Source organism: Gymnodinialimonas phycosphaerae, assembly GCF_019195455.1.
GTDB lineage: Bacteria > Pseudomonadota > Alphaproteobacteria > Rhodobacterales > Rhodobacteraceae > Gymnodinialimonas > Gymnodinialimonas phycosphaerae.
This window is the reverse complement of sequence record NZ_JAIMBW010000001.1, coordinates 43,732-65,641: the sequence shown is the minus strand read 5'-3', so window position 1 is coordinate 65,641 and position 21,910 is coordinate 43,732. Positions and strand designations below refer to the sequence as shown.

At 62.3% G+C, this 21,910-nt stretch carries 21 protein-coding genes; 9 read left to right on the top strand and 12 right to left on the bottom strand.

What is annotated here, in order from left to right; all coding sequences use genetic code 11:
- The first annotated feature begins 23 nt into the window (after positions 1 to 23).
- Positions 24 to 1,844 carry an ABC transporter ATP-binding protein gene (locus KUL25_RS00360; protein ID WP_257891097.1) on the top strand — a complete coding sequence of 607 codons (1,821 nt, stop codon included), beginning with the start codon at positions 24 to 26 and terminating at the stop codon, positions 1,842 to 1,844.
- Positions 1,841 to 3,727, top strand: a complete 1,887-nt coding sequence (locus tag KUL25_RS00355; protein ID WP_257891096.1) for an ABC transporter ATP-binding protein — start codon at positions 1,841 to 1,843, stop codon at positions 3,725 to 3,727. Before KUL25_RS00360 ends, KUL25_RS00355 begins: the two co-directional genes overlap by 4 nt.
- Here KUL25_RS00355 and KUL25_RS00350 read toward each other — a convergent pair.
- Positions 3,724 to 4,662, bottom strand: a complete 939-nt coding sequence (locus KUL25_RS00350; protein WP_257891095.1) for an ABC transporter permease — start codon at positions 4,660 to 4,662, stop codon at positions 3,724 to 3,726. The genes KUL25_RS00355 and KUL25_RS00350 overlap by 4 nt on opposite strands.
- 11 nt (positions 4,663 to 4,673) lie before the next feature.
- Positions 4,674 to 5,648: an ABC transporter permease gene (locus KUL25_RS00345; protein ID WP_068356365.1), complete on the bottom strand. Its 975-nt coding sequence runs from the start codon at positions 5,646 to 5,648 to the stop codon at positions 4,674 to 4,676.
- A 334-nt stretch (positions 5,649 to 5,982) separates the two neighbouring features.
- Here KUL25_RS00345 and KUL25_RS00340 point away from each other — a divergent pair, with 334 nt between their 5' ends.
- The 4 genes from KUL25_RS00340 (at position 5,983) to KUL25_RS00325 (ending at position 10,697) form a co-directional block, all read left to right on the top strand.
- Entirely contained in the window at positions 5,983 to 7,005 is a 1,023-nt protein-coding gene (locus KUL25_RS00340) for an ABC transporter ATP-binding protein (protein ID WP_257891094.1), read from the top strand.
- Entirely contained in the window at positions 7,002 to 7,970 is a 969-nt protein-coding gene (locus tag KUL25_RS00335; protein ID WP_257891093.1) for an ABC transporter ATP-binding protein, read from the top strand. The genes KUL25_RS00340 and KUL25_RS00335 overlap by 4 nt, the downstream gene beginning before the upstream one ends.
- Before the next feature lie 353 nt (positions 7,971 to 8,323).
- Positions 8,324 to 9,016: a GntR family transcriptional regulator gene (locus KUL25_RS00330; RefSeq protein WP_257891092.1), complete on the top strand. Its 693-nt coding sequence runs from the start codon at positions 8,324 to 8,326 to the stop codon at positions 9,014 to 9,016.
- Positions 9,017 to 9,146: 130 nt separating this feature from the next.
- Complete coding sequence (locus KUL25_RS00325) at positions 9,147 to 10,697, top strand: ABC transporter substrate-binding protein (RefSeq protein WP_257891091.1); 1,551 nt, start codon at positions 9,147 to 9,149, stop codon at positions 10,695 to 10,697.
- A gap of 86 nt (positions 10,698 to 10,783) precedes the next feature.
- On the opposite strand, the gene KUL25_RS00320 is transcribed toward KUL25_RS00325, so the two are convergent.
- The 3 genes from KUL25_RS00320 to KUL25_RS00310 are packed head-to-tail and all read right to left on the bottom strand — an operon-like array spanning position 10,784 to position 13,252.
- Positions 10,784 to 11,527 (bottom strand): SDR family NAD(P)-dependent oxidoreductase, encoded by a 744-nt coding sequence (locus tag KUL25_RS00320; RefSeq protein WP_257891090.1) that lies wholly within the window; start codon positions 11,525 to 11,527, stop codon positions 10,784 to 10,786.
- The gene (locus KUL25_RS00315; protein ID WP_257891089.1) at positions 11,524 to 12,543 is read right to left on the bottom strand and encodes a ketopantoate reductase family protein; all 1,020 of its coding nucleotides are present in this window, start codon (positions 12,541 to 12,543) and stop codon (positions 11,524 to 11,526) included. Before KUL25_RS00315 ends, KUL25_RS00320 begins: the two co-directional genes overlap by 4 nt.
- Positions 12,536 to 13,252: a creatininase family protein gene (locus KUL25_RS00310; protein WP_257891088.1), complete on the bottom strand. Its 717-nt coding sequence runs from the start codon at positions 13,250 to 13,252 to the stop codon at positions 12,536 to 12,538. The genes KUL25_RS00315 and KUL25_RS00310 overlap by 8 nt, the downstream gene beginning before the upstream one ends.
- Before the next feature lie 98 nt (positions 13,253 to 13,350).
- Between KUL25_RS00310 and KUL25_RS00305 the strand changes: the two genes are divergently transcribed.
- The gene (locus KUL25_RS00305) at positions 13,351 to 14,385 is read left to right on the top strand and encodes a 2,5-dihydroxypyridine 5,6-dioxygenase NicX family protein (protein WP_257891087.1); all 1,035 of its coding nucleotides are present in this window, start codon (positions 13,351 to 13,353) and stop codon (positions 14,383 to 14,385) included.
- Positions 14,386 to 14,554: 169 nt separating this feature from the next.
- Positions 14,555 to 15,016 carry a hypothetical protein gene (locus tag KUL25_RS00300; RefSeq protein WP_257891086.1) on the top strand — a complete coding sequence of 154 codons (462 nt, stop codon included), beginning with the start codon at positions 14,555 to 14,557 and terminating at the stop codon, positions 15,014 to 15,016.
- Here KUL25_RS00300 and KUL25_RS00295 read toward each other — a convergent pair.
- The 7 genes from KUL25_RS00295 to KUL25_RS00265 form a co-directional block, all read right to left on the bottom strand.
- Positions 15,013 to 15,264 (bottom strand): hypothetical protein, encoded by a 252-nt coding sequence (locus KUL25_RS00295; RefSeq protein WP_257891085.1) that lies wholly within the window; start codon positions 15,262 to 15,264, stop codon positions 15,013 to 15,015. The two genes, KUL25_RS00300 and KUL25_RS00295, sit on opposite strands and share 4 nt — an antisense overlap.
- Entirely contained in the window at positions 15,265 to 16,764 is a 1,500-nt protein-coding gene (locus tag KUL25_RS00290; protein WP_257891084.1) for a hypothetical protein, read from the bottom strand.
- Entirely contained in the window at positions 16,757 to 17,560 is an 804-nt protein-coding gene (locus tag KUL25_RS00285) for a SagB/ThcOx family dehydrogenase (protein ID WP_257891083.1), read from the bottom strand. The genes KUL25_RS00290 and KUL25_RS00285 overlap by 8 nt, the downstream gene beginning before the upstream one ends.
- 8 nt (positions 17,561 to 17,568) lie before the next feature.
- Complete coding sequence (locus KUL25_RS00280; protein ID WP_257891082.1) at positions 17,569 to 18,894, bottom strand: YcaO-like family protein; 1,326 nt, start codon at positions 18,892 to 18,894, stop codon at positions 17,569 to 17,571.
- Complete coding sequence (locus KUL25_RS00275; RefSeq protein WP_257891081.1) at positions 18,891 to 19,916, bottom strand: TOMM precursor leader peptide-binding protein; 1,026 nt, start codon at positions 19,914 to 19,916, stop codon at positions 18,891 to 18,893. The genes KUL25_RS00280 and KUL25_RS00275 overlap by 4 nt, the downstream gene beginning before the upstream one ends.
- A 69-nt stretch (positions 19,917 to 19,985) precedes the next feature.
- Positions 19,986 to 20,435, bottom strand: a complete 450-nt coding sequence (locus KUL25_RS00270) for a hypothetical protein (RefSeq protein WP_068356320.1) — start codon at positions 20,433 to 20,435, stop codon at positions 19,986 to 19,988.
- Between the two features lie 238 nt (positions 20,436 to 20,673).
- Positions 20,674 to 21,198: a TetR/AcrR family transcriptional regulator C-terminal domain-containing protein gene (locus tag KUL25_RS00265; protein WP_257891080.1), complete on the bottom strand. Its 525-nt coding sequence runs from the start codon at positions 21,196 to 21,198 to the stop codon at positions 20,674 to 20,676.
- 178 nt (positions 21,199 to 21,376) lie between these two features.
- Between KUL25_RS00265 and KUL25_RS00260 the strand changes: the two genes are divergently transcribed.
- Positions 21,377 to 21,709 (top strand): hypothetical protein, encoded by a 333-nt coding sequence (locus KUL25_RS00260; protein WP_257891079.1) that lies wholly within the window; start codon positions 21,377 to 21,379, stop codon positions 21,707 to 21,709.
- The last annotated feature ends 201 nt before the right edge of the window (positions 21,710 to 21,910 follow it).

Genomic DNA, 21,910 nt, shown 5'->3' with positions numbered 1-21,910 from the left:
GCAGGCCCCACAGGAGCACCGGAATGCCCTCGCCGACCGAGATCATGCGCCCGACCGATACGGTTAGCTGGAAAAGCGGGCTGGCGACGATCAAGCGGGTCACGGCATTGGCATGGCGGACGCCCGGCATGGTCATCATCGCGATCGGCTCGACGATCATCGCGTCGGGCTTGCAGTTGCTGGTCCCTCTGCTTCTGGGCCGCGCGGTGGATCAAACGCAGACGCTTGTCTCCGATCCTGCCAATGCCGAGGCCGCGACCTCTGCCCTCTGGGCCACGGCGTGGCTGGTGCTTGGCGTCTGGATCGCGCGCGGGACGTTCACGGTCTTCCAGAACTACTTCAGCGAAAGTGTCGGCCACAACGTCGGCTACTCCCTGCGGCTGGCCTATTACGAGAAGATCCAGCGGCTCAGCTTCGGGTTTCACGACCGCATGCACTCGGGCGATCTGATCACGCTTGGCATGCTGGATCTGGAGGCGGTACGGATGTTCTTTTCCACCGGCCTTATTCGTATTGTCCTTCTGAGCATGCTGATCGGCATTGGCGGCTATCTGCTGCTGTCGACCGACCTTGTGCTGGGCCTTCTGGCGCTTAGCTTCGTGCCGTTCGTGGCGTGGCGGTCGTCCGTGACGCAACTGAAGCTGCGCGGGACGTGGCTGGAGCTGCAAAATCGCCTGTCCGTTCTTAGCCGCGTGATGGAGGAAAACCTGGGCGGTATCCGCGTCGTCCGCGCTTTTGCCGCCAAACCCCATGAGATGGCGAAATACGCTGTAGCCTCGGAAAGCGCGCTGGAGCTGGCGCACGAGCGCGTCGATATCCGGGTGCGCAACACCTCGATGATGACGTTCTCGTTCCTGGTCGCGATGGGGCTGGTTCTGTGGATCGGCGGCGGCAAGGTCATGGCCGATGAGATCACCGTCGGTACGCTGGCTTCGTTCTTGACCTTCATGACGATCCTGCAAATGCCGGTGCGGCAGCTGGGGATGCTGGTCAACTCTTTCGCCCGCACTGCTACCTGTGGCGAGCGGGTCTTTGCGCTGCTGGATCTGGACCTTGCCATCACCGATGCGGCCGGTGCGCAAGACGTGGAGATCAGCGAAGGCGTGCTGCGCTTTGACAACGTAGGCTTCACCTATCCCGGCGCGTCGAAGTCGACGCTGAAGGGTGTTAGCTTCACGGCAAAGCGCGGCGAGACCATCGGCCTGATCGGGCCACCCGGCAGCGGCAAGTCGACCATCGCGCACTTGATCCCGCGATTCTATGATGTGACGGAGGGCGCGATCACCATCGATGGGCAGGATATCCGCGATGTCACGCTGGCGTCCCTGCGCCATGCTGTCGTGGCGGTGCAGCAGGATGCCTTCCTGTTTACCACCAGCCTTGAGAACAACATCGCTTACGGAGATCCCTGGGCCCCGCCCTCGCAGATTGCGGACGCCAGCGCCTCGGCGCAATTGCACCAGTTCATCGCCACCCTGCCTGCGGGATACGAGACCGTGGTCGGCGAGCGCGGCGCGTCGCTTTCAGGTGGGCAGCGCCAGCGCATGACCATTGCGCGCACGCTGATGCTGCGACCCTCGGTCCTGATCTTCGATGATAGCACGGCAGCCGTGGACGCGGGCACCGAGCAGCGGATCAGAACCACCATCCAGGCCCAGGCGAGCGAGCGTGTGACGATCATCGTGGCGCACAGGTTGAACTCGTTGATGCACGCCGACCGCATCCTGTTCGTAGAGGACGGCCAGATCGTGGAGCAGGGCAGCCACGCCGAATTGCTGGCCCTAGGCGGCCGCTACCGCGCGCTGCATGATCTGCAGATCCGCCCGGAGGAGCCCACCCCATGAGCGAGGAACTTGAAGTCGAACGCGGCGATATCCGCGACAATGGCCGCCGCCCGCCGCGCGCCGTCGTAGGCTCTCAACGGGTCGAGGAAGAGATCTTCGGCCGCCTTTTCGACCGCACCATCGTGTCGCGGATCTGGGATTTCGTACGACCCTATCGAAGCAAGCTGATCATCTCGGTCATTGCCGTTCTGGTTTTCACGGCAACGCAAATCGCAATTCCGTTGATCATCAGCTATGCCATCGACAACGGCCTTGTGGCGGATGCGGCGGGGCAAGCCGCCCTGCGCACGGCTATGATCGCCTTCGCCTGCGCCATCGCGCTGAATTACGGCGCGGCCTGGGTGCAGGAAAGCGTCGTGGGCAAGGCGGCGGAGAACGTGTTGTTCGACATTCGCACCGCCATGTTCAGCCATTTGCAGGACGTGTCGCTCAGCTTCATGGACAAGACCGAAGTAGGCCGCCTGATGTCGCGCCTGCAAGGCGATGTGAACGCGATGCAGGAGTTTCTGGAGACCTCTGTGCTGTCGGTGGGCGATATCGTGCTTCTATTCGGCATCATCGCCTCCATGCTGTGGCTGAATGTGCAGCTTGGGCTTCTGACCCTGTGCGTGCTGCCGATCCTGTTTCTGGTGCGCATCGTCTGGTTGCCGCGCGCGCGCGTCGCGTTCATGGATGCCCATATCGCCAATTCCGTCACCAACGGCGCCCTGGCCGAGGCGATCCACGGCGTGCGCACGGTGCAGGGCATGGACCGACAGCAGGTGAATTTCGCGCTCTACACCGACAAGGCCCACGCCACCCTGATGGCGCATCGCACCGCGTCGAAGTTCGCGCAAGTCATGGTGCCCATCGTCGATAGCTTGACAGGCATCGCCATGGCGGTGGTCGTGGTCGTCGGCGGATCAATGGTGCTGGACCAACGGCTGGAGGTCGGCGTGATGGTCGCCTTCCTGTTCTACATCCAGCGCTTCTTCGATCCGATCCGGTCGCTGACCATGCAGTATTCGGTGATGCAGCGGGCCATGGCCTCGGGCCAGCGGTTGATCGATGTGCTCGATGTCCCGGTTGATATCGCCGACGCGCCTGACGCCGTGGACCTGCCCCACAGCACGAAAGGCGCGGTCGAGTTTCGCAACGTGACCTTCGGCTACAACCCGGCCCATCCGGTGCTGAAAAATGTCAGCTTCACCATCAACCCCGGCGAGACGGTGGCCCTTGTCGGCCCCACGGGATCGGGAAAATCCAGCGCGATGTCGCTGCTCAACCGCTTCTACGACGTCCAGGGCGGTCAAGTTCTGGTCGATGGCACCGACGTGCGCGACCTGACGCTGGCCTCGCTCGGGCGCGAAATCGCGATGGTCCTGCAAGAGCCATACCTGTTCAGCGGCACGCTTCTGGAAAACATCCGCTACAACAAGCAGGACGCGACCGAAGAAGACGTCATAGCCGCTGCCAAGGCCGTGGGCGCCCATGATTTCATCATGGCCCTCCCCTTGGGCTATCAGACGATGATGGGCGAGCGGGGCGGCACCCTGTCGTTGGGTCAGCGCCAATTGGTCAGCTTTGCACGCGCGCTGGTGGCCGATGCCCGGATCTTGGTTCTGGACGAAGCGACTGCCAGCATCGACAGCTATACCGAGATGCTTATCCAGAAGGCGCTTGTGACGCTGCTCAAGGGCCGCACGGGCCTTGTGATCGCCCATCGTCTCGCCACCATTCGAGACGCCGACAAGATCATCGTCCTGCAAGCGGGCGAGGTGTTGGAGCAGGGAAACCATGACGCGCTGATCGCCAATAAGGGCCTTTATGCGCAGCTCTACAGCGTCAATTATGGCTCCTTCGACGACCTGCCCACAGACGCGGGCGAGGCGCAATCGTCTTAGCCGTTTTCTTTCAAACGTGGGTCAAGGAAGTCGCGCAGCCAGTCACCGATGATATTGAAGGCCAGCACCGTCAGCACGATTGCGAGGCCCGGGAACACCGCCATCCACCACTTGTTGGACAACAGGTGATCGCGGCTTTCCGACAGCATGGAACCCCAAGTCGGCACATCGGGTGGCACGCCCAGGCCAAGGAACGACAGCGCCGCCTCCGACAGGATCACACCGGCCACGTTGAACGACGCGATGACGGTCAGCGGCGCGATGATGTTGGGCAAAATGGTGCGGAACAGGATGGAGAAAGTGCTGTCGCCCATGGCGCGTGCGGCCTCGACGTATTCCTTTTCCCGCAGACTGAGGGTCTGCGCGCGGACAATTCGGGCATAGGTGATCCACTGCCCGATCCCCAGAACAAGGATGATGTTCACCAGGCCCGGCCCCAGAACCACAAGAAACATGATCGCCAGAAGGATGAAGGGAAACGCCAGCTGGATATCGCCCAGACGCATGATCACATCATCAATCCACCCGCCGAAGTAGCCAGAGACAAGGCCCGCGATCGTGCCCAGCGTTCCGCCCACGGCAATCGCCGCCACGCCGACCAGCAATGACACCCGCGCGCCGTATAACAGCCGCGACAGCACGTCCCGGCCCAACTGGTCAGACCCCAGCCAATAGGTCAGGTCGCCCTGCCCCGGCATTCCGGGTTCACGCAGGCGCATGATCAGGTTCTGCCGATTGGGATCGAACGGCGCAAGCCACGGCCCGAAGATCGCCACGAAGGTGACCAGCAACAGGATCAGCATCCCGATCAGGGCCCACCGGCTGGTGAGCATGCTTTGGAACGCGCGGCGCAGCTCCTTGCGACGGTAGGACGAGGCCATGCCGCCTACCGCCTGGGTCGACGCGGCACTGGGCGCAGGTGTTGTTTCAGCCATGGCGCACGCCCCTATAGTTTCACGCGCGGATCAAGCCGCGCATAGATCAGATCGACGATCAGGTTCAAAAGGATGAAAATTCCCGCCAGCAAGATGACCGAGGCCTGCACGACCGGGATATCACGCTGGTTGATCGCGTTGAAAACCAGCCGCCCGATGCCGGGATAGGAGAACACCGTTTCCACCACCACGACACCGCCCAGAAGGAACCCGAACTCCAGCCCTATCATGGTGACAACGGGCAGCCAGGCGTTGCGCAGGGCGTGGTTCACGACCACGCGGCGCTCGGAAATGCCCTTGGACCGCGCGGTGCGCACGTAATCCTGTTGCAGCACCTCCAACATCGACGAGCGCACCAGCCGCGCGTTACGCGCCAGCGTGTAGGTGCCAACCGCCAGCGCGGGAAGCACCATGTGGTGCAAAGTGCTGGGAAGATTGGTGAAAGCCTCGCGGAACTCGCCTTCGAAAAGCGGCTCCAGGAATGGGACGTTGCCCGAAATTGGGAACCAGTCCAGATAGAGGCCGAAGTAGAGGAACATCATGATCCCCATCCAGAAATTCGGGATCGATTGCCCCAGCATCGCGACCGTCATGATCCCGCCATCAACCGGCTTGCCCCGATTCAGCGCCGCATAGATGCCCAGCGGGATCGACAGGCCGATCGCCAGCACGAGGGAAAAGAACGTCAACTCGATCGTGGCCGGCATCGCCTCCAGCACGACTTCCATGGCGGGCATGCGATAGCTCAGTGAATTGCCGAAATCGCCCTGAAACACGTTACCGATGTAGCTGAGGTATTGCACGTAAAGCGGGCGATCAAAGCCAAGGGCAATACGCGCGGCCTCGATCTCTTCGGTGGTGGCGTTCTCGGACACGAAAAGATACGTCGGATCGCCGCCGATCTGGAGTGAGATGAAGCTGATCAGCGTCACGCCGATCATCACGATGATACTTTGTAGCAAGCGCCGGACCAAGAATGTCCACATGTCCTAAAACCTCCGCCGCAGGCCGCGCGGCCCCGCCCAAGCCAAAGTTGCGCAATTGGGCATCATATCGATGCCCCCGACATCGCCGGTCTTTTGGTCGTCGTGCATTTCCAAATTCACTTCTCCGGGACGCTTGACAATCAATTGGACGATCTCTCACAGTAGGTTATAGATTGTCGACAGTATAACAACCAAATCATGCAGGTGCCAATGCGTCAAGCGGGCAAATCGGGAAACGCAGAGCGGTCAGGCCAATCGTTTGAGTTGCATGACCAAGGGGCACGGGTGATGAAAAAGACAGCAGATCGAACAGCGATCAATAGGGACCGACGCCATGGCGCCTGAACAAACGGACGCGCCCCTCCTGGAGGTCCGCGACCTGCAAACCACCTTCGACCTCAGCAAAAAGCTGTCGGTTTGCGCCGTCGACGGCGTCAGCTTCGACGTCCACGCCGGCGAGACGCTGGCCATCGTTGGCGAAAGCGGGTCAGGTAAATCCGTCACCAGCCTGTCGATCATGGGCCTTCTGCCGAAGGACGTGGGGCGCGTGTCGGGTGGCAGCATCAAGTTGCACGGGCAAGAGATCACCACCCTGAGCGAGCATGAGATGCGAGAGATTCGCGGCAAGGAGATCGGCATGATCTTCCAGGAGCCGATGACCAGCCTGAACCCGGTGCACACCGTGGGCCAGCAGATCGCGGAAATGGTGATCCGCCATGAAAAGCTCTCGCGCCAGAAAGCCCGCGCGCGCGCGATTGAAATGTTGCACCTCGTCGGCATTCCAGAGCCCACCACCCGCGTCGACAATTACCCGCACGAGATGTCGGGCGGCATGCGCCAGCGCGCGATGATCGCCATGGCGCTGGCCTGCGAGCCGCGCATCCTGATCGCGGACGAGCCGACGACGGCGCTTGACGTGACCATTCAGGCGCAAATGCTGGAACTGCTCGATGACCTGCAAAAAAAGCTCGGCATGGCGATCATCTTCATCACTCACGACCTAGGCGTAGTGGCCGAAGTCGCGGACAGGGTTGTCGTCATGTACGCCGCACAAGTGGTCGAAACGGCCAGCGTGGAGGACATCTTCAACAATCCGCGCATGCCCTACACGGCGGGGCTGATGAACTCGATCCCGCGCCTGGGATCCTCGATCAACAAGACCCGACTGGAAGCGATCCCCGGCACGGTGCCCGCCCTGACCAGCTTGCCGGACGGGTGCCGGTTCCACCCGCGCTGCGCCTTCGCGACCGACGTCTGCCGTGCTGCCTTGCCGCCGCTGGAAACCGCGACGCCAACCCACCAGATCCGCTGCGCCCGCTGGCGTGAATTATCCCTTAGCGACAGGCAAGCCTCATGAACGCCCCGCTTCTCAAGGTTGAAAACCTTCGCAAGTATTTCCCGATCCACGGCGGCGTGCTGCAACGGGTGGTCAACAACGTGAAGGCCGTTGATGACATTTCGTTCGACATCAACGCAGGCGAAGTTGTGGGCCTTGTGGGGGAAAGCGGCTCTGGCAAGACCACCGTGGGCCGCACCATTCTGCGGCTGGAAGAGGCCACGGAGGGCGGCGTGCAGTTCGACGGCACCGATGTCATGGGGCTGAATACAGCGGACCTGCGCAGCTACCGCAAGCGCATGCAGATCATCTTCCAGGACCCCTACGCCAGCCTTAACCCGCGCGAGAAGGTGCGCGATATCCTGACCCATCCCCTGCGACTGCACCGGATCGGCACCGTGTCCGAGCATGATGACCGCGCCGCGGCGCTGTTGGAAAAGGTTGGCCTGTCACGCGATCATCTGGACCGCTTCCCACACGAGTTCTCCGGCGGTCAGCGGCAGCGCATCGGCATCGCCCGTGCCCTGGCGGTGGAGCCGGAGTTCATCGTCGCCGATGAGCCCGTCTCGGCGCTGGATGTGTCGATCCAGGCGCAGGTCATCAACCTTCTGGAAGACCTCAAGACCGACCTCAACCTGACAATGCTGTTCATCGCCCATGACCTGGGTGTGGTCGAGCATATCTGCGACCGGGTCATTGTGATGTACCTAGGCCGTGTGATGGAAATCGCCTCGGTCGCCGATCTGTATGCGCGGCCCAATCACCCCTATACCAAGGCGTTGTTGTCCGCCGTGCCGATCCCCAGCCCCGGCAAGCGCCGCGACCGGGTGATCCTGAAGGGCGATATACCAAGCCCGATCAACCCGCCGTCGGGCTGTGTGTTCCGCACCCGGTGCCCTCTGGCTACCGAGGATTGCGCCAATATCGTGCCGCCCCTGAAGTCCGTGGGCGAGGGCCACACCAGCGCATGCATCCACACCACCTGAGCTTACACCGCTTCGCCGGCCACAAAATGCAGCGATCGGCGGAATCCGTGCCAGCATAGGCCCACTTGCCCGCATGAATGCTTGACAAGTCTTTTGTCGGTGAAGCAGTGTCTACTTATGGATTGTCGACAACACACAACAGAACGGTATGCAGCGCCTCTGCTGGCGCCTGTTCTGAAGATTGTCCCGGATTGTATGCAATCGACCCTTCTATTGCTGATCATGGTTGCACAAAGCGTGAAGCGCTCTTTTAAGTATCGCCACTCTACTCTTGGCCCCCTTTCCGGCGCGATTTCCGCGTCCGTGGGTCAAAGGGCAGGAAGCAGACACTTGAAAGGCACTTTCCGATGACAATGGCGACACCAAAGGCTTCGGCCAACCCGACGGTCCACGATATGCAACCGATCGAGAACGTGCCCTTGCGCGTTCAAGTGGCCGACCGGCTTCGCAGTGCGATTCTCAGCGGCCGCCTCAAGCCCGGAACCGGACTGGTGGAAACCGCCCTCGCCGAACAGATGAACGTATCGCGCGCGCCAATTCGTGAAGCGATCCAGATCCTCGAAAACGACGGCCTGGTGGAAACCATCGCCTACAAGGGCAAGCGCGTGAAACCATTGACCGCCCGCGAGGTGGGCGAGACCTATTCCCTGCGCGAGGTGTTCGAGGTGATGGCCGTGCGCCGTATCCTGGAAAACGGCGCGCCGCTTGATGACTTGCGCGCCCATTGCGATGAGATGATCGCCGCCGCCGAGGCCGATGACTTCGCCGCCCTCGTGGCGGCCGACGAAGCCTTCCACCACGCCCTGATCCGGCTGGCCGACCATGACCTGCTGCTGGCGTCGTGGAAGAACCTTTACCTGCGCATTCACCAGATCATGGCGCTGCGCAACCGCGACGAACGCAACCTTGCCGAGGTTGCCAGCAATCACCCGCCCATCGTGCAAGCCATTGCCGACGGAGATGCCGACCGCGCCATCAAACTGATTTCTGACCACACCCGCATTCTGGCCGCCTTTGACCCGGCGACCATTGCCGAAGCCCTGTAACCTTCGAAGACCAGACAAGACGCGCCTGCCGCCGATGGATGGACTTCGAGGTTGCCACAACCCGGACTGAAAAGACTGCCAAACAGCGAAACAGTCCCCGAAGACCACTCAACAGGTGAAAGGAAAGCGAATGCCTAGACTACACCATATGCTTGCAGCCAGTGCTGCAAGTCTTGCCCTGACCACGGGGGCTTTTGCGCAAGTGGAAAACACGATTGTCGTGGGCCTCAGCACCGACATCAGCACGCTGGACCCTGCTCCAATCTCGTCGCGGGACAACTCCAACGTCGCGCGCCACATCTTCGGGACGCTCTACACGATGAGCGGCTCGGGCGAGGCCGTGCCGGTCCTGGCCAACAACCTCGAAATCACCGAGGATGGGATGGGCTATATCTACACCCTCAACGAGGGGCTGACCTGCCACGACGGCGAAGCCTTGACCGCCGAAGATGCGGCCTACTCGTTCAATCGCGCCGCTGACCCGGAAAACGCCTTCACCGGCAACACCCCCGGATTCGTGTTCTCCTCCATCGATTTCCAAAGCGCCGAAGCGCTGGACGAATTGCGGGTGCAGGTCAACCTTGGCGCCCCCAACCCCATCGCCTTCGGCTTGATCGCCGAAGTGATGATCCACTGCATGGACAGCTACGAGGCGATGACCCTCGATGAGGCTGCCAGTAACCCCGTGGGGTCCGGCCCTTACCGCCTTGTCGAATGGCGTCGCGGCTCCGAGGTCGTGCTGGAAGCCGTTGAAGGCGCTGACGTCGGCGTGCAGAATATCATCTGGCGGATCATCCCCGAAGCCTCGACCCGGGCGGCAGAGCTGATGGCGGGCAACGTCGACATCATCACCAACGTGGCCCCCGATCAGATGGACGTCATCAACGCCTCTGGCGTGGCGGAAGTGAACCCGATCCAGGGCACCCGTCGCATGTACGTCGGCTTCAACCTGTCCGAGACCATGGCACAGGAACCCGGTGGTGACGCGATCCAGGATCCGAACGTGCGCCGCGCCCTGCAATATGCGGTCGACGTGCCGACGATCTGCTCCGCGCTCCTGAACTTCGAATGTGAGCGAATGACGGGCATTGTGAACCCGTCCAATGCCCACCCGGACATCGAGCCTTACCCCTACGATCCCGAACTGGCCGAACAGCTTCTGGACGAGGCCGGCTGGCCCCGTGGCGATGATGGCACCCGTTTCTCCATCGCGTTCCAGGCGGGCCAGGGCCGTTACCTGAACGACGCCAACGTGGTGCAGGCGATTGCCCAGATGCTGGGGGATGTGGGTCTGGATGTAGATTTGCAGATCATGGAATGGTCCAGCGTCTACATTCCGATCATCCGCGAGCGCAACGCAGGGCCCCTCTACTTCATCGGGTCCGGTGGCGCACTCTGGAGCCCGCTTTACGACATGACGGACCTCGCGGCCGTGGACTCCGGCACCAACTACACCCACTGGGATGATCCGCGCTGGTTTGACCGGTGGGAAGACATCCGCAACGCCGAGTCCGAAGAGGAAACGCGGCAGATCGTGAATGAGATGTTGCAGGTCTTCTACGACGATGGCCCCTGGCTGCACCTCTACTTCCAGCCCGACTTCTATGGCGTGTCCAACCGCGTCAACTGGAGCCCGCGCCCGGATGAAAAGGTCTACCTGTTCGACGCGACACTCAACTAAACAGGCGAAACCTCTCCCGCTTGTGAAGGATGGGCGTCGGATCTTCGGATCCGGCGCCCATTTTCCTTGGCATCACGGGACGCGCGTCAGCTGATCCCGCCATCCACGCTCAGGATTTGGCCCGAGATCCAACTCGCTTGATCCGAGGTCAAAAAAGCGGCGGCGGCAGCGATATCTTCGGGCGTACCCAGGCGCCGGGTGTGGATCCGTTCCACCAGCGCTGCCTGCTTGTCAGGGCCGAGGGCGTCCCATTGGGCGTGCGTTGCGGGGTTGGAGAGGATGAATCCCGGTGCAATGGAATTCACGCAGATCCCGTGCCGTGCCAACTCCTGGCTCAGCTGTTTGGTCAGTCCAACCAGCGCGTGTTTGGCGGCAGTATAGGCGTGAATACCCGTCAGGCTGGGGCGCAGGCCGGCGCCGGAACTGATAGTGACAATCCGCCCCCACTCCGCCGCCTTCATGGCTGGCACAAGGGCCTGCGACAAGTACAGCGTCGCATCCACGTTGATCGCAAACAGGCTTCGCCATGCGGCAGGGTCCACGTCCTCCAACGGCGTGCCGACCTGACCGCGCACACCGCCCGCCGCGTTGACGAGGATATCTACCGCCCCGTGGTCGACGGCGATCCGGGCGATCATCTGCTTGACTTCTGTCGGATCACCCAAGTCGGCCCCAAGGGCGGGAAGACCCAACCGCCGCGCCGCGTCCTCGAACCCCGCGCCGGGCAGGTCGCTGACCACAACCTGCGCGCCCTCATCGTGCAGGCGTTGCGCAATGGCGGCCCCGATACCGCCTACTACGCCAGTCACAAGGGCCAGCCGCGCGGTCATGTCCACCCCTCTGTCAGGGCGTGAAATGTCGCCTCCGACATCTCTCTGCGGTCGTCCTCTATGTCATGGATCAACGCGACCAGCCGCGTCAGAAGTGGCACCGCGATCCCGTGCCGCGCTGCGATCTCCACCACCGCGCCCACCTGCGCGTCGACCTCGGTCCGCCGCTTGCGCACGGCCAGGTCGCGGTAAATACCGGAATGGGACTTGGCAGTCGTCGCATTGAACGCGGCGAGATCGGCGATGCTTCGGCGCGCCTCCGCCTCCGTCGCGCGGGGCATGAAGGCGGCGGGCTCGAACCCGTTGAACGCCTTGGGCGTGACCCCTTCCGCCTGCGCGACCCGCATCACTTCGCGCCCCAGACCGATCAGCGCGGGCCCCCGCGAAGGATCGGCGAAATTTGCACTCATGCTGTCAGGCGTCAGGGCCGTGGCGAACAGCATCGCGCCATACCCCAGCTTGCCCCAGAGGTAAGCCCAAATGTCCTCAGTCAGCACGGCGGCGGGCTCGAACACTTGCAGCAGCTCGAACATGTCCTGCGTGCGAGGGCGGACAGTGCCGTCAATCTCCCCCACCACGACCGCGCCGCGATTGCCGAACAGGATGCGCCCTGGCCCCAGCCAATCCGCACCGAAATTGACGAAGGCCCCCATTGTGCGCCCTGCCCCGGCCGCGCGCGCGATGACATGTTCGTTCAACCCGTTCTGCGCCGACAGGACATAGCCGTCCTCGGCCAAATGCGGCAGAAGCTGCGCCATGGCGGCCTCGGTCCCGTGGGCCTTCACCGCCAGCACAATGCGCTGGAATGTACCCAAGACCTGATCCGGCGTGACGCAGGGCACCACTTGTCGGAACGTGTCCACCGGGCCTTCGACGCACAATCCCGTGCCCGCGCAGGCCGCCGCATGCTCTGCCACTATATCCACCATTAAGACCGGCACACCCGCCCGTGCCCAATAGGCCCCCAGAAGGCCACCGATGGCCCCCGCGCCCCAGATCAGGACCGGCTCATCCATGGCTCAAATCCGGCCACGGCCCCTCCAGCACCGCGCGGGTTTCCGCCACGCCAGTATCCCAGATCGCCTGCATTTCGCTGTCGGGGCGCTGCCAGCGCCCGCCAAAGGACCCATCCTCCAGCAACGCGCGCACTTGCGCGGGGGACGAGGCCTTCATCAGGTCCATATCGACCATCGGCTTGTCGCCTGCGGGCGCAGCGGCATGGGCCAGCCGCGTCCAGGGGAAATTCTCCATCCAGTTCGCGTGGGAGGCGGTGACGTCCGTTTCCTGCGCCTTGGCCCAAGTCTGCGGCGCATTCCACCAGTTGTGAAATTTCACCGATAGCCCGTCGTGCTCTGCCATTAGTTCTTGCGCCAGCGCACCAACTGGGTTGTTCCCGCCGTGCCCGTTCACGATCAGCACGCGCCGGAACCCGGACTGCGCAAGCGATCCCACGACATCGCGCACCACCGCCAGAAGCGTCTCGACCCGCAGGGAAATCGTGCCGGGATAGGCGGTGAAATAGGGCGCCAAGCCGTAGGGCATCACCGGGAAGACGGGAACACCCAAAGGGTCCGCCGCCTCGGCCGCCACACGCTCGGCCAGAATACTGTCCACGCAAAGCGACAATTGCGCGTGCTGCTCGGTCGAGCCGATGGGCAGAATGCAACGCGGATCGCGCGCGACCGCGGCCTCCACATCGCGCCAGTTCATATTCGATACCTTCATCACGCCACCCCTTTCGTGCTGCCCCTGCGATGTCGACAATCTACTTTCCCACCCGTACGATGCCAGCGCAATGTTGTCATCCCGTCGGAGATTGCCCCATGGCCTATGCGCGCAACTACGATGGCCCCGGCTTTGCCACCGATCTGGCCGCGCTGTTCCGCCATCAACTGAATGCCTGTGCGCTTCAACCCGGCGAGCTCTGCGTCTGTGTCACCGATACCGCCTGGATGCCCGCCTATGCCGCAGCCTGCATGGGCGCGGCCGAAGCGTTGGAGGCAAAGGCCGTGCAGGTGACATTCGGCTGGAACAAGCCGCCCGACGCCCGCGCCCTTGCCGCCCTGTGCGAGGTCGCTGACCTCATCGTCTACATGACCGCCCACACCCTGCACTATCGCCCCGAGATCGCCGCCGCCCTTGCACGCGGCGCGCGGGTCCTTTGCTGCATGGAGCCCCCCCATGTGCTGGACCGCCTGCGCCATGACGCGGGCGTGCGCGGCTCGGCCCTCGCGGGGGCCCGCTTGCTGGACGCGGCCTCAAGGCTGCACCTGACATCGGCCGCAGGAACCGACCTGACCATGGATCTGAACGGGCGGCGGGGGCTGGCCAATCATGGGGTCGCCGATACCGCCGGTCATTTGGATTTCTGGGGTCTTGGGGCCGTGCAAACCGCCCAAAACGAGGGCACGACCGAAGGCATTCTGGTGCTGGACGTGGGCGATTGCGTCTTTCACCTGGCCCGGTTCATCGAGGCCCCCGTGCGTCTGATCTTCGAGGCGGGCCGCGTCGTGTCCATCCAAGGCGGCCTTGACGCCTTCCTGATTCGAGAAGCGCTGGCAGCAGCCGGGGACGACGGCGCATGGGCCGCAGGACACATCGCCTGGGGCGTGGACCCACGCGCGATCTGGACGCAACCGATCAATCAGACGCCCAACTCCGGGGGCGGTGGCGCGGATATCGAAAGCTTCGCGGGCGCCTTTCAGGTTCAACTCGGCAGCAACGATGATGTCGCCTTTGGGGGCGCAAATCGCAGCCGCGCGCATCTTGGCCTGTGTATGCGCGGGGCGACCGCCCATCTCGACGACGCATTGATCATTTCCGATGGCAAACTGACCGAAGCGCTGACCGGTTCGTAAGGCTGCCTCCTTTCAAGATCAATCATCACCGTTTCATGTTTGCGCCGGTTCAGCCATTTGCGCGGCGATACCCGGCGTCTGCCGCGAATTCCAGCCCCCCAACATCGATCATTGATACCCCCGATTCCCGTGCTTTGCCGTTCGGAGGTTCTTCTTCAACACCTTGGTTTTGTTGCTGAAAGAAGTTCGCCCATGCTGCGACGCCTCGGCTGGTGGCCCTATCGCGGATGTTTCCAAAGATGCGGTACAGTCTTTAAACATGTCCCTTCTTTCCTATCCCATCACCTTGATATCCTTGGACAAGGACGTCACGATATCGGAACCTAAACGACCCTCGCCGATGGTCCACTTCGGGCTGGGTTTTTGTCCGAGAGAAAGAACCATGCACGCGGTCATCAAACAGATTCTCCACAATCGCTATTTACACCTGCTGGTCGGCGTATTGATCATCGTCAGCGCCTCGACCGAAATGGTGGAGGACTTCCGCGCCTGGGAGGAACACGACGGGCTTCAACCATACCATGGCGTCGCCCTCATCGGGATATGGCATGTAATCAAGGCGCTGGCCGAAATCTACGAATCCATAGTCGTGATCGAAGAGGACCAATCGCAAGCCGGGCCCCGGACCTAACGGCTACGGAACTGGCCCTTTGCTACGTACCGCACGCCGTTGACGACGCCGAAGCACGCGAAAAGGACCACACCGCCCACAACAGGTGCCGCCAGGATCTCCACAATGGTGATCGTCCAGACGGAAACCCTGTTTTCCTCGGAAATGAAATCGCCCCAATTCCACCAGTAGCTGAGCGCGTAGTAGGCGCCATAGATGATCCACAGAGCCGAGAGCAAAAGCCACCCATTTATCAATTTGCGTCGCATCTATGCCCCTTCCGCGATCGGCGCATGGGCGCGCAACGCCTCTGCGACCGCAATTTCCCGCATTTCGAACGGACGCGGCGGACGCGAGACGAGCTTGCGAAACGCGCGCATCGAAATGGCGCCGGGGTGGGTTTGAGCAGCGAACACTTCAGCGGCAGCGGCCCAGTGTCGTGCCGCCAGATCATCCGTTTCCGCGACATCGGCCAATAGGACTTCTCGATAAAGCGCATCATGCTCGCTGACCTGCTCACCGCGGGCGGCGAAGGCTGCGGCAATTAACTCCGCTGCACGGGAACTGTCGCCTTCGGCCCGCGCCAGCCGCCCCATGTTAAGGTTATTGATGAAAATCAGATGTCTGGAGGGGTTCGGATCCGCCTCCAACGCGGCGCGGATCGACAGTTGTTTGGCAAGCGCGACCTCTGGCTTGCCAACGCGGAAGTCGGCCAGCGCTGAGATGTTGCGCAAGTAAAGGCCCATCGCGCTGGTGTCGTCGGCATCCGCCGCCGCTTGAAACGTCGAGGCCGCCCCTTGCGCGCTGCCCGCCAGGGTCTCTCCCCAGGCGCGGTTCAGGTTACTGTCCTCTCCACCGATCCGCGCCAGTTCTGCGAAGGATTGTGCAATGATCAGGATCGTGGCCAGCGCCGACGTCGCGAAGGCCTTGTCCCCGGGCCGCTCGACCGCAAGCCGCGCCAGATGGATCGCCAGATCCGCGTCACGTGCCGCCAGCGCGCGCCAGGCAAACCGCGCCAGTGTACCCGCGTCGGCGCTATCGATCAGGAACGGCAACCCGCTCCACCCCCATTGCGCCGCATAAGGCGCGACCGCGTCCGGCTTGAAATCACCGCCTTCGAACCGAACGTTGGGCGGCAGGTAAATCTGGCCATTCGGGGCCGCCACGCCCTGCGGAATGCCGCTGCCCAGTAGCGCCAGTTTGCTCTGCATCTGAACGCTCATGGACCCCGGCGGGAACCGCGCTGCGCCTGCCATGGTGCGAGGCATCGTGGCGATCACCTCTACGCCCAGATCGTCAGGCAGCACATATGCGCCGCATGAGAACCCAAGGCTTATTCGCGCAGGCAGCATCGCTGCTAGGCGCGCCAGCAGAAGGCAATCGGCGCGGGTCAGATCCTCTGCCGTGTGGGGCATCAGGATCAGAATGCGGTCAGGGTTGTGCTTTGTCACCCGCAAGGCGACCCGGTCTGCAAGGATACGCGCGGGATCGCCGAAAAGCTCGAAATCGATCCAAGAGCCGATGTGCTCAGCCGCAACCCCTTCAGCGTTGGGCAGCAGAACGGGAGGCAGATCCGACAGCAGGCCTTCGATGGTTTCGCCGATCTGCGCAGTCACCTGATGGGCGGCTGCAAAGGGCGCAAGCCCTCGCCGCGTCAGGTCGACGATCAGGCTCTGTGCCGCGCACCGCGCAAGAGCATCGCGCAACTGATCTTCCGACCAGATCTCAACGACCTCAGGGCCGCCCGCACATCCTTGGGTGTCATGCATCCTGATCTTTGCCGACAAACGTCATATAGGCGGCGACATGGTTCACGCCGTCGATCCCCAGCAACCTTTCCAGTTCTTCATCGCGGTACCCGCCTACCGGCAGCGCGTCATAGCCCATCCCCCGGCTGGCGATGATCGCGTTCTGCGCAGCGTGCCCGGCTTCCATAAGCGCAAAGCGATAGCCGCGATTGCCATATTTCAGAACCAGCCGCGCCGGGATCATCGTGAACATCACCTGAACCGAGGTGTCGACCGGCAGATCCGGCTGCACCACGATCTTCGAAAGCCGCTCGGTCTGATCGCCCGGCACATGCAAGCGCAGTCCATGCTCCAGCGGGTCATAATGGTAAATGCCCGCGTCCAGCCCCGTGACGTCCTTGCAATGGACATAGACCTCCAACGGATACAGGGCCCCGCCCGACGGAACCACGCGAAACGGACGATCGGCCTGCGCCTCTTCCGCGCTGCGGTTCTGGCCCGCGCAACTGTAAAGCAGCGTCGCAAGTTCGGTCAGTGTCAGCGCGGGGGCCACAAGGTTTTGCGGCGTGCTGCGCTCCAGCATCGCCTCGGCCAAGTCCCGTTTCGGGCTTTTCAGCGCATCGGGCGCCGGCAAGGGGATGACGGATTGCGATTCCGCCCGGAACGACAGCGGCATCTGCCGCATCGTCTCGGCGATCACGGTGGAGGGCGCATAGAGGTCCGAACTGGTGATCTTGGAGTTCATGTTGAAAAGCTCCCAGATCTCTCCTTCGCCCCCCAACAGCTCGTGCGCGATGGTAATTTGGTCGGTGTCCATATCTCTGCTCATGGGAAGGGGTGCGGATAATCGTTGAGGGTCGCATCGGGCTGTGCCTCCTGCCGCTCGGCCAGACGCTTCAGAAGGCGCGGGTTCGTCCGGCTGCGCAGGTTGTGGCCCATGAACAGCGGGTTATAGCCCGGCACCAACGCACGCGTGACATGGAACCCGAATTCCGCCACATCAGGCGTCGTCAGGTCGACGAATAGCGGCGTGTAGCCGGTTGCCCTTACGCGCGCGTCGGCGTCAAGCAACTGTGCCTCTGGGGTGTCGCCATTGATGCCCGTGATCGTATCATAGGCCACCTTGTCGCCGGACCAGAGGAACTTCGTCCGGTGACGGTTGGCGATGTCGCACCACAACAGCAGGTGCGTTTCCTGGTCCACCACGTTCGAGAATTCGGCGTCGGGCGTGAAATCCCGGCGGCTGAAATTCAGCCGCGCCATCCAGCGGAAGGTATGGACCAGCTCTTCCAGCGCCTTGCGTACGGCGTCGGCGGGATCCGCCCCGGCCGAGGCGGCAAGAGAGAACGCCGGCATTCGCCCGCTGTCGATGGATTGGGCGGCGATGCATACGGGAATACCGTGATCTGTCGGCACGAAACCGATGCGCACGCTGGCCCCGGTGGCGGTGATCCGGCGCAGGATCTCCGTGCTGTCGGGCGGCAAGGCATCCGTCGCGATCTCCGTCAGGGGGGTGCGGGTCTGCCAAAGGGATGTAAAGGCGTCGCGCTCCACCACCTCCATCAATCCGCCTAGTCGCGCTGCCGCCTGCGAGCTATGGCAGGCCAGCCCGGTGGAAATCGGCTGAAACAGTGGCGTCTCGCCCGTGGCCAGTTCGTAGTACCATGGCACGAAGACGCCTGCGCAGGGCACATGCGTCTCCTCTCCATCGAGCGTTTGGGCCGGGCACCAGCGGATCAGGGCTGCGTCATCCACCGCATCGAAGGGAAAGTCGTCGGAGGCGGTGATCTCCTCGGGGTACAGCGACAAAAGCGACAGGTCGACGGTGTCGAAGGGCGCCTCGGCGCGAGTGCACATGGGGTAATCCGTCGGTTCGTAGATCGCGGCGCAATAGCGTTCGATCCCCTCCCCCACCGCCTTGATCCAGGCACCATCGCGGTCCAGCGACGCACCACCCACGTGGCGAAAATTGTCCGGGCCGCCGAAGGCTGCGGTATCGCAGGCCATCGCGGCATATTGGAACAGGTCCGCATATCCAGCCAGCCGCGGCTGTTCCCAGACCCCGTTCAGGATGCCCGAAACAGGGTTGATCAATTCGCCGTTGGTCCATTTCGCCGGGAACTTCAGCCCGGGATTAAATGCTTTTGTCATCGGTATTCATTGATCAAGGCGGCGTTGCGGTCCTCGGAATCGACGACCATCGGGGCGGAGTGGCGCTTGATTGGGCTGCACACCGGGCACCTTGGCAGACGCAGTACGCCATGGCGGGTCACCGTGCCGGTGCCAATCGGGTCAGCGACGATATGATCCGGACGCATCGCCGGAAGCGCGCCGACGGCTTGGCGCAGAATTTCTGCGGTCGCCAGGGACGCGGCAGTATCCAACAGCATCGGGTGCCAGCCGAACGCGTGGGGCACCTCGGGCCGGTATTCTTCATCGTCACGGTCCAGCGTCATGACGTTGGCGTTGATACGCCCCCGCGTACATTCCAGGCAGGCATTCTCGAACGGGCGCACGTAGGGGCCCATGGCGATTCTGTTGTCTTTAAGCGAGATCGGCAGGAAATTCAGTCGGTTGTCGACGCAGAACTCGTTCCAGGGGCGCAGATGGGTCTCTGCGCCGATATCTGTTGCGGCGACGAGCAGACTCAGCGTGCCGTCCTCGGCGTCGGGCACGTCCAGGCCCGAGATCTCACGCCAGGGCGCAGGTGCCAGCGTCTGGATCGCGGGGCCGCGCAGCTTCGGGTCATCGATCCATTGGTCGATGGTCAGGCCCGCCGCCGTCAATGCTTTGGCCACCCGCTCGGTCAGGTGATTGCGGCCCACCATCGTCAGGTGAAGGCGCGTGGCGCCGTCCTCGATCGCGGTGCGCGATTGGCCGTAGTCCATCCAGAAGACCGTTTCGGGATCGTCGAGGTCGACTGTATCCGGGACCAGGAACCGGGCCATTTTCATCTGCTCGATCAGACCTGAGACCGCCTCTGCGGCGGCAGGGTCGAGCTTGGCAAGGAACGTCTCCGGGTCCAGGCCCGGCGCCTTGAACGCTTGCAGTATGTCGATGCAGGCCTTCGCCTGGAAGGGGGCGTTGAGCCGGACGAGGGTCGTGCCCCTCTTCAAGGTTGCGCCGCCGGTATCGTCGAACAGCACAAGGACAGGGGTCGCGATCAATTTCATGTGGGAAGGGGCCTTTGCGAAGGAGGGTGAACCGCGCGCCAAAGCAAGACGCGCGGTTCTGTTTGCGGTTCAGGCGATGCGGCGGGACCGGCTATCGACCGATTGCGCAGCCGCGCAGCAGCACGAGGCCGGCGTACAGCAGCAGCAGGCATCCCCAGCGTGGGCCGTGGCCACCAGCGACGGCGCCAGCGAGCCGAGTTCGAAGGTGTTTTCATGCGTTGTCTGGAACGCAAGGTGCAGCGATTGGATATCTGCGTGGGTCAGGTTTTGCAGATGTTCGGGCAGTGGCGAGTCGGGATCACGCAACGACGCGTTCAAACGCACAGCGTCGCCTTCGGTCAGCGCCCGTGCGGCATCGGTCAGCAGTGCAGCCGCGTCTTCGGAAAGCGAGTCGTCGATCGCAGTCGCCGGATCTGACGTGTTGTTCGCCAACGCCGGGGACGCCATGGCGGCAAGGCCGATGGCGGCGGTGGTGCCCCCGACAAACATGTCGCGGCGATTAATGGGTTGTTCTTCCATAGGCATATCTCCTCTTGTTATGGCACGGAGTGGACAGACTTCCGCAGCGTCAGCATGGCGTAGCAAACGCTTCGTTCACAAGGAACAAATTGCGAAGAAGCCAGTTGTTGTTTTTGGCTTTTGTTAATCAATGATCTGCGCACCCCTACAAGGGACCGGCTTTTCGATATTCTCATAGTGAAAGCTATGATAATTCCGCAACATACGCCCCTCTTCACCCACTTTTCGCGCACGTAACTTAATAAATCGTTTCTTCCCACAAATCGACGTGCACCGGGATCGCTGGCTCAATTCTGCATCTCCCAAAGACCAAGTCGCATCTGCCATCTTCAACATAACGTATCGGGCAAATAGACGACCCACTTTTCGCTTGCCGAGGAAGGGACCCCGCCAGGAAAAGATTGACCGCCGCGGCGATCTGATCTTGGACTTCATCCTCACTCACGTGGGTACAACGGCCCATGAAAAGCTCCACTTGGAGGCTTCCATGAAAGATTTTCGGCAGCAGTTGTGCCATGGTTTCCGGATTATCAAAGTGCAACCTCCCGGCGTCGTGCTGTTGCTTCAGCCATGTCTCAAGCATTGGTTGAATCCGCTCAGGACCAGCCTGCCATAGCTTCTCTGCTTCTGCGGGATCCGCCCCGCCCGGTGCGATGAATTTCCCGAGAACGGCGATCACTTCGGCGGACACCATCTGTGGCACGAATGCCATTGCAACTACCGACAAGAAGTTGCGTGGATTGTCCGGCAATGCCGCGATCAAACTGGGCCCCGCCGACGAAACTGTTTGCAGTGTCAGAACGGAGGTTGCGGTTCACGCTGACCCGACAGTGACGCGCCGTTCTGAAGCCGCCACAGATCACGCCGCTGGCCTTGCAGGCTGGGGCCGGTCTCGCTGCAAATCGGCCAGATTGTGGAGGCGGGCCAGATGCTGGCGACGATTGAAAAAAGACGATCGCGAACTTGGCCTGCATCTTCGCCAAGGCACAGGCGCCTCTCGCCAACGCGCCAGAGGAGACAGCCCGTTAAAATTACCTTTCCGCGCGCGGATGCAACGGCACAACCGAAGCCTAGACTTGGTCGAGGAAAGCCTAGCCGACACATCCCTGCGCGCGCCTTTTGACGGCATCGTCAACGGCGTGGAGGTGCAGGGGCTTGGCGACACACCGGTCTGCGGAGCTTTCGACACCCAGTGCACCCAGCGCAGAGATCATGGTGTTCTCGCCCGCTTAAGGACGACAGAAGCTACATCCATTTCCGATCCGTTGCGCTGAGCGCAGTAAAGAAAGACCCCCTGATTGTCCGGGACGGACTTGACGCGGGCGAGCGTGTCGTGACCCTCGGCGTGCCCTTTCTTGATGAGGGGCAGAACGTCACGATGCCGCCCGGTACGTCGTGACAGGCGACATCCGCGTGTCGCATGAAACATCGGGCGATCTGTAGAGTGTGGCGGAGCATGAGAACCTACTGATCGA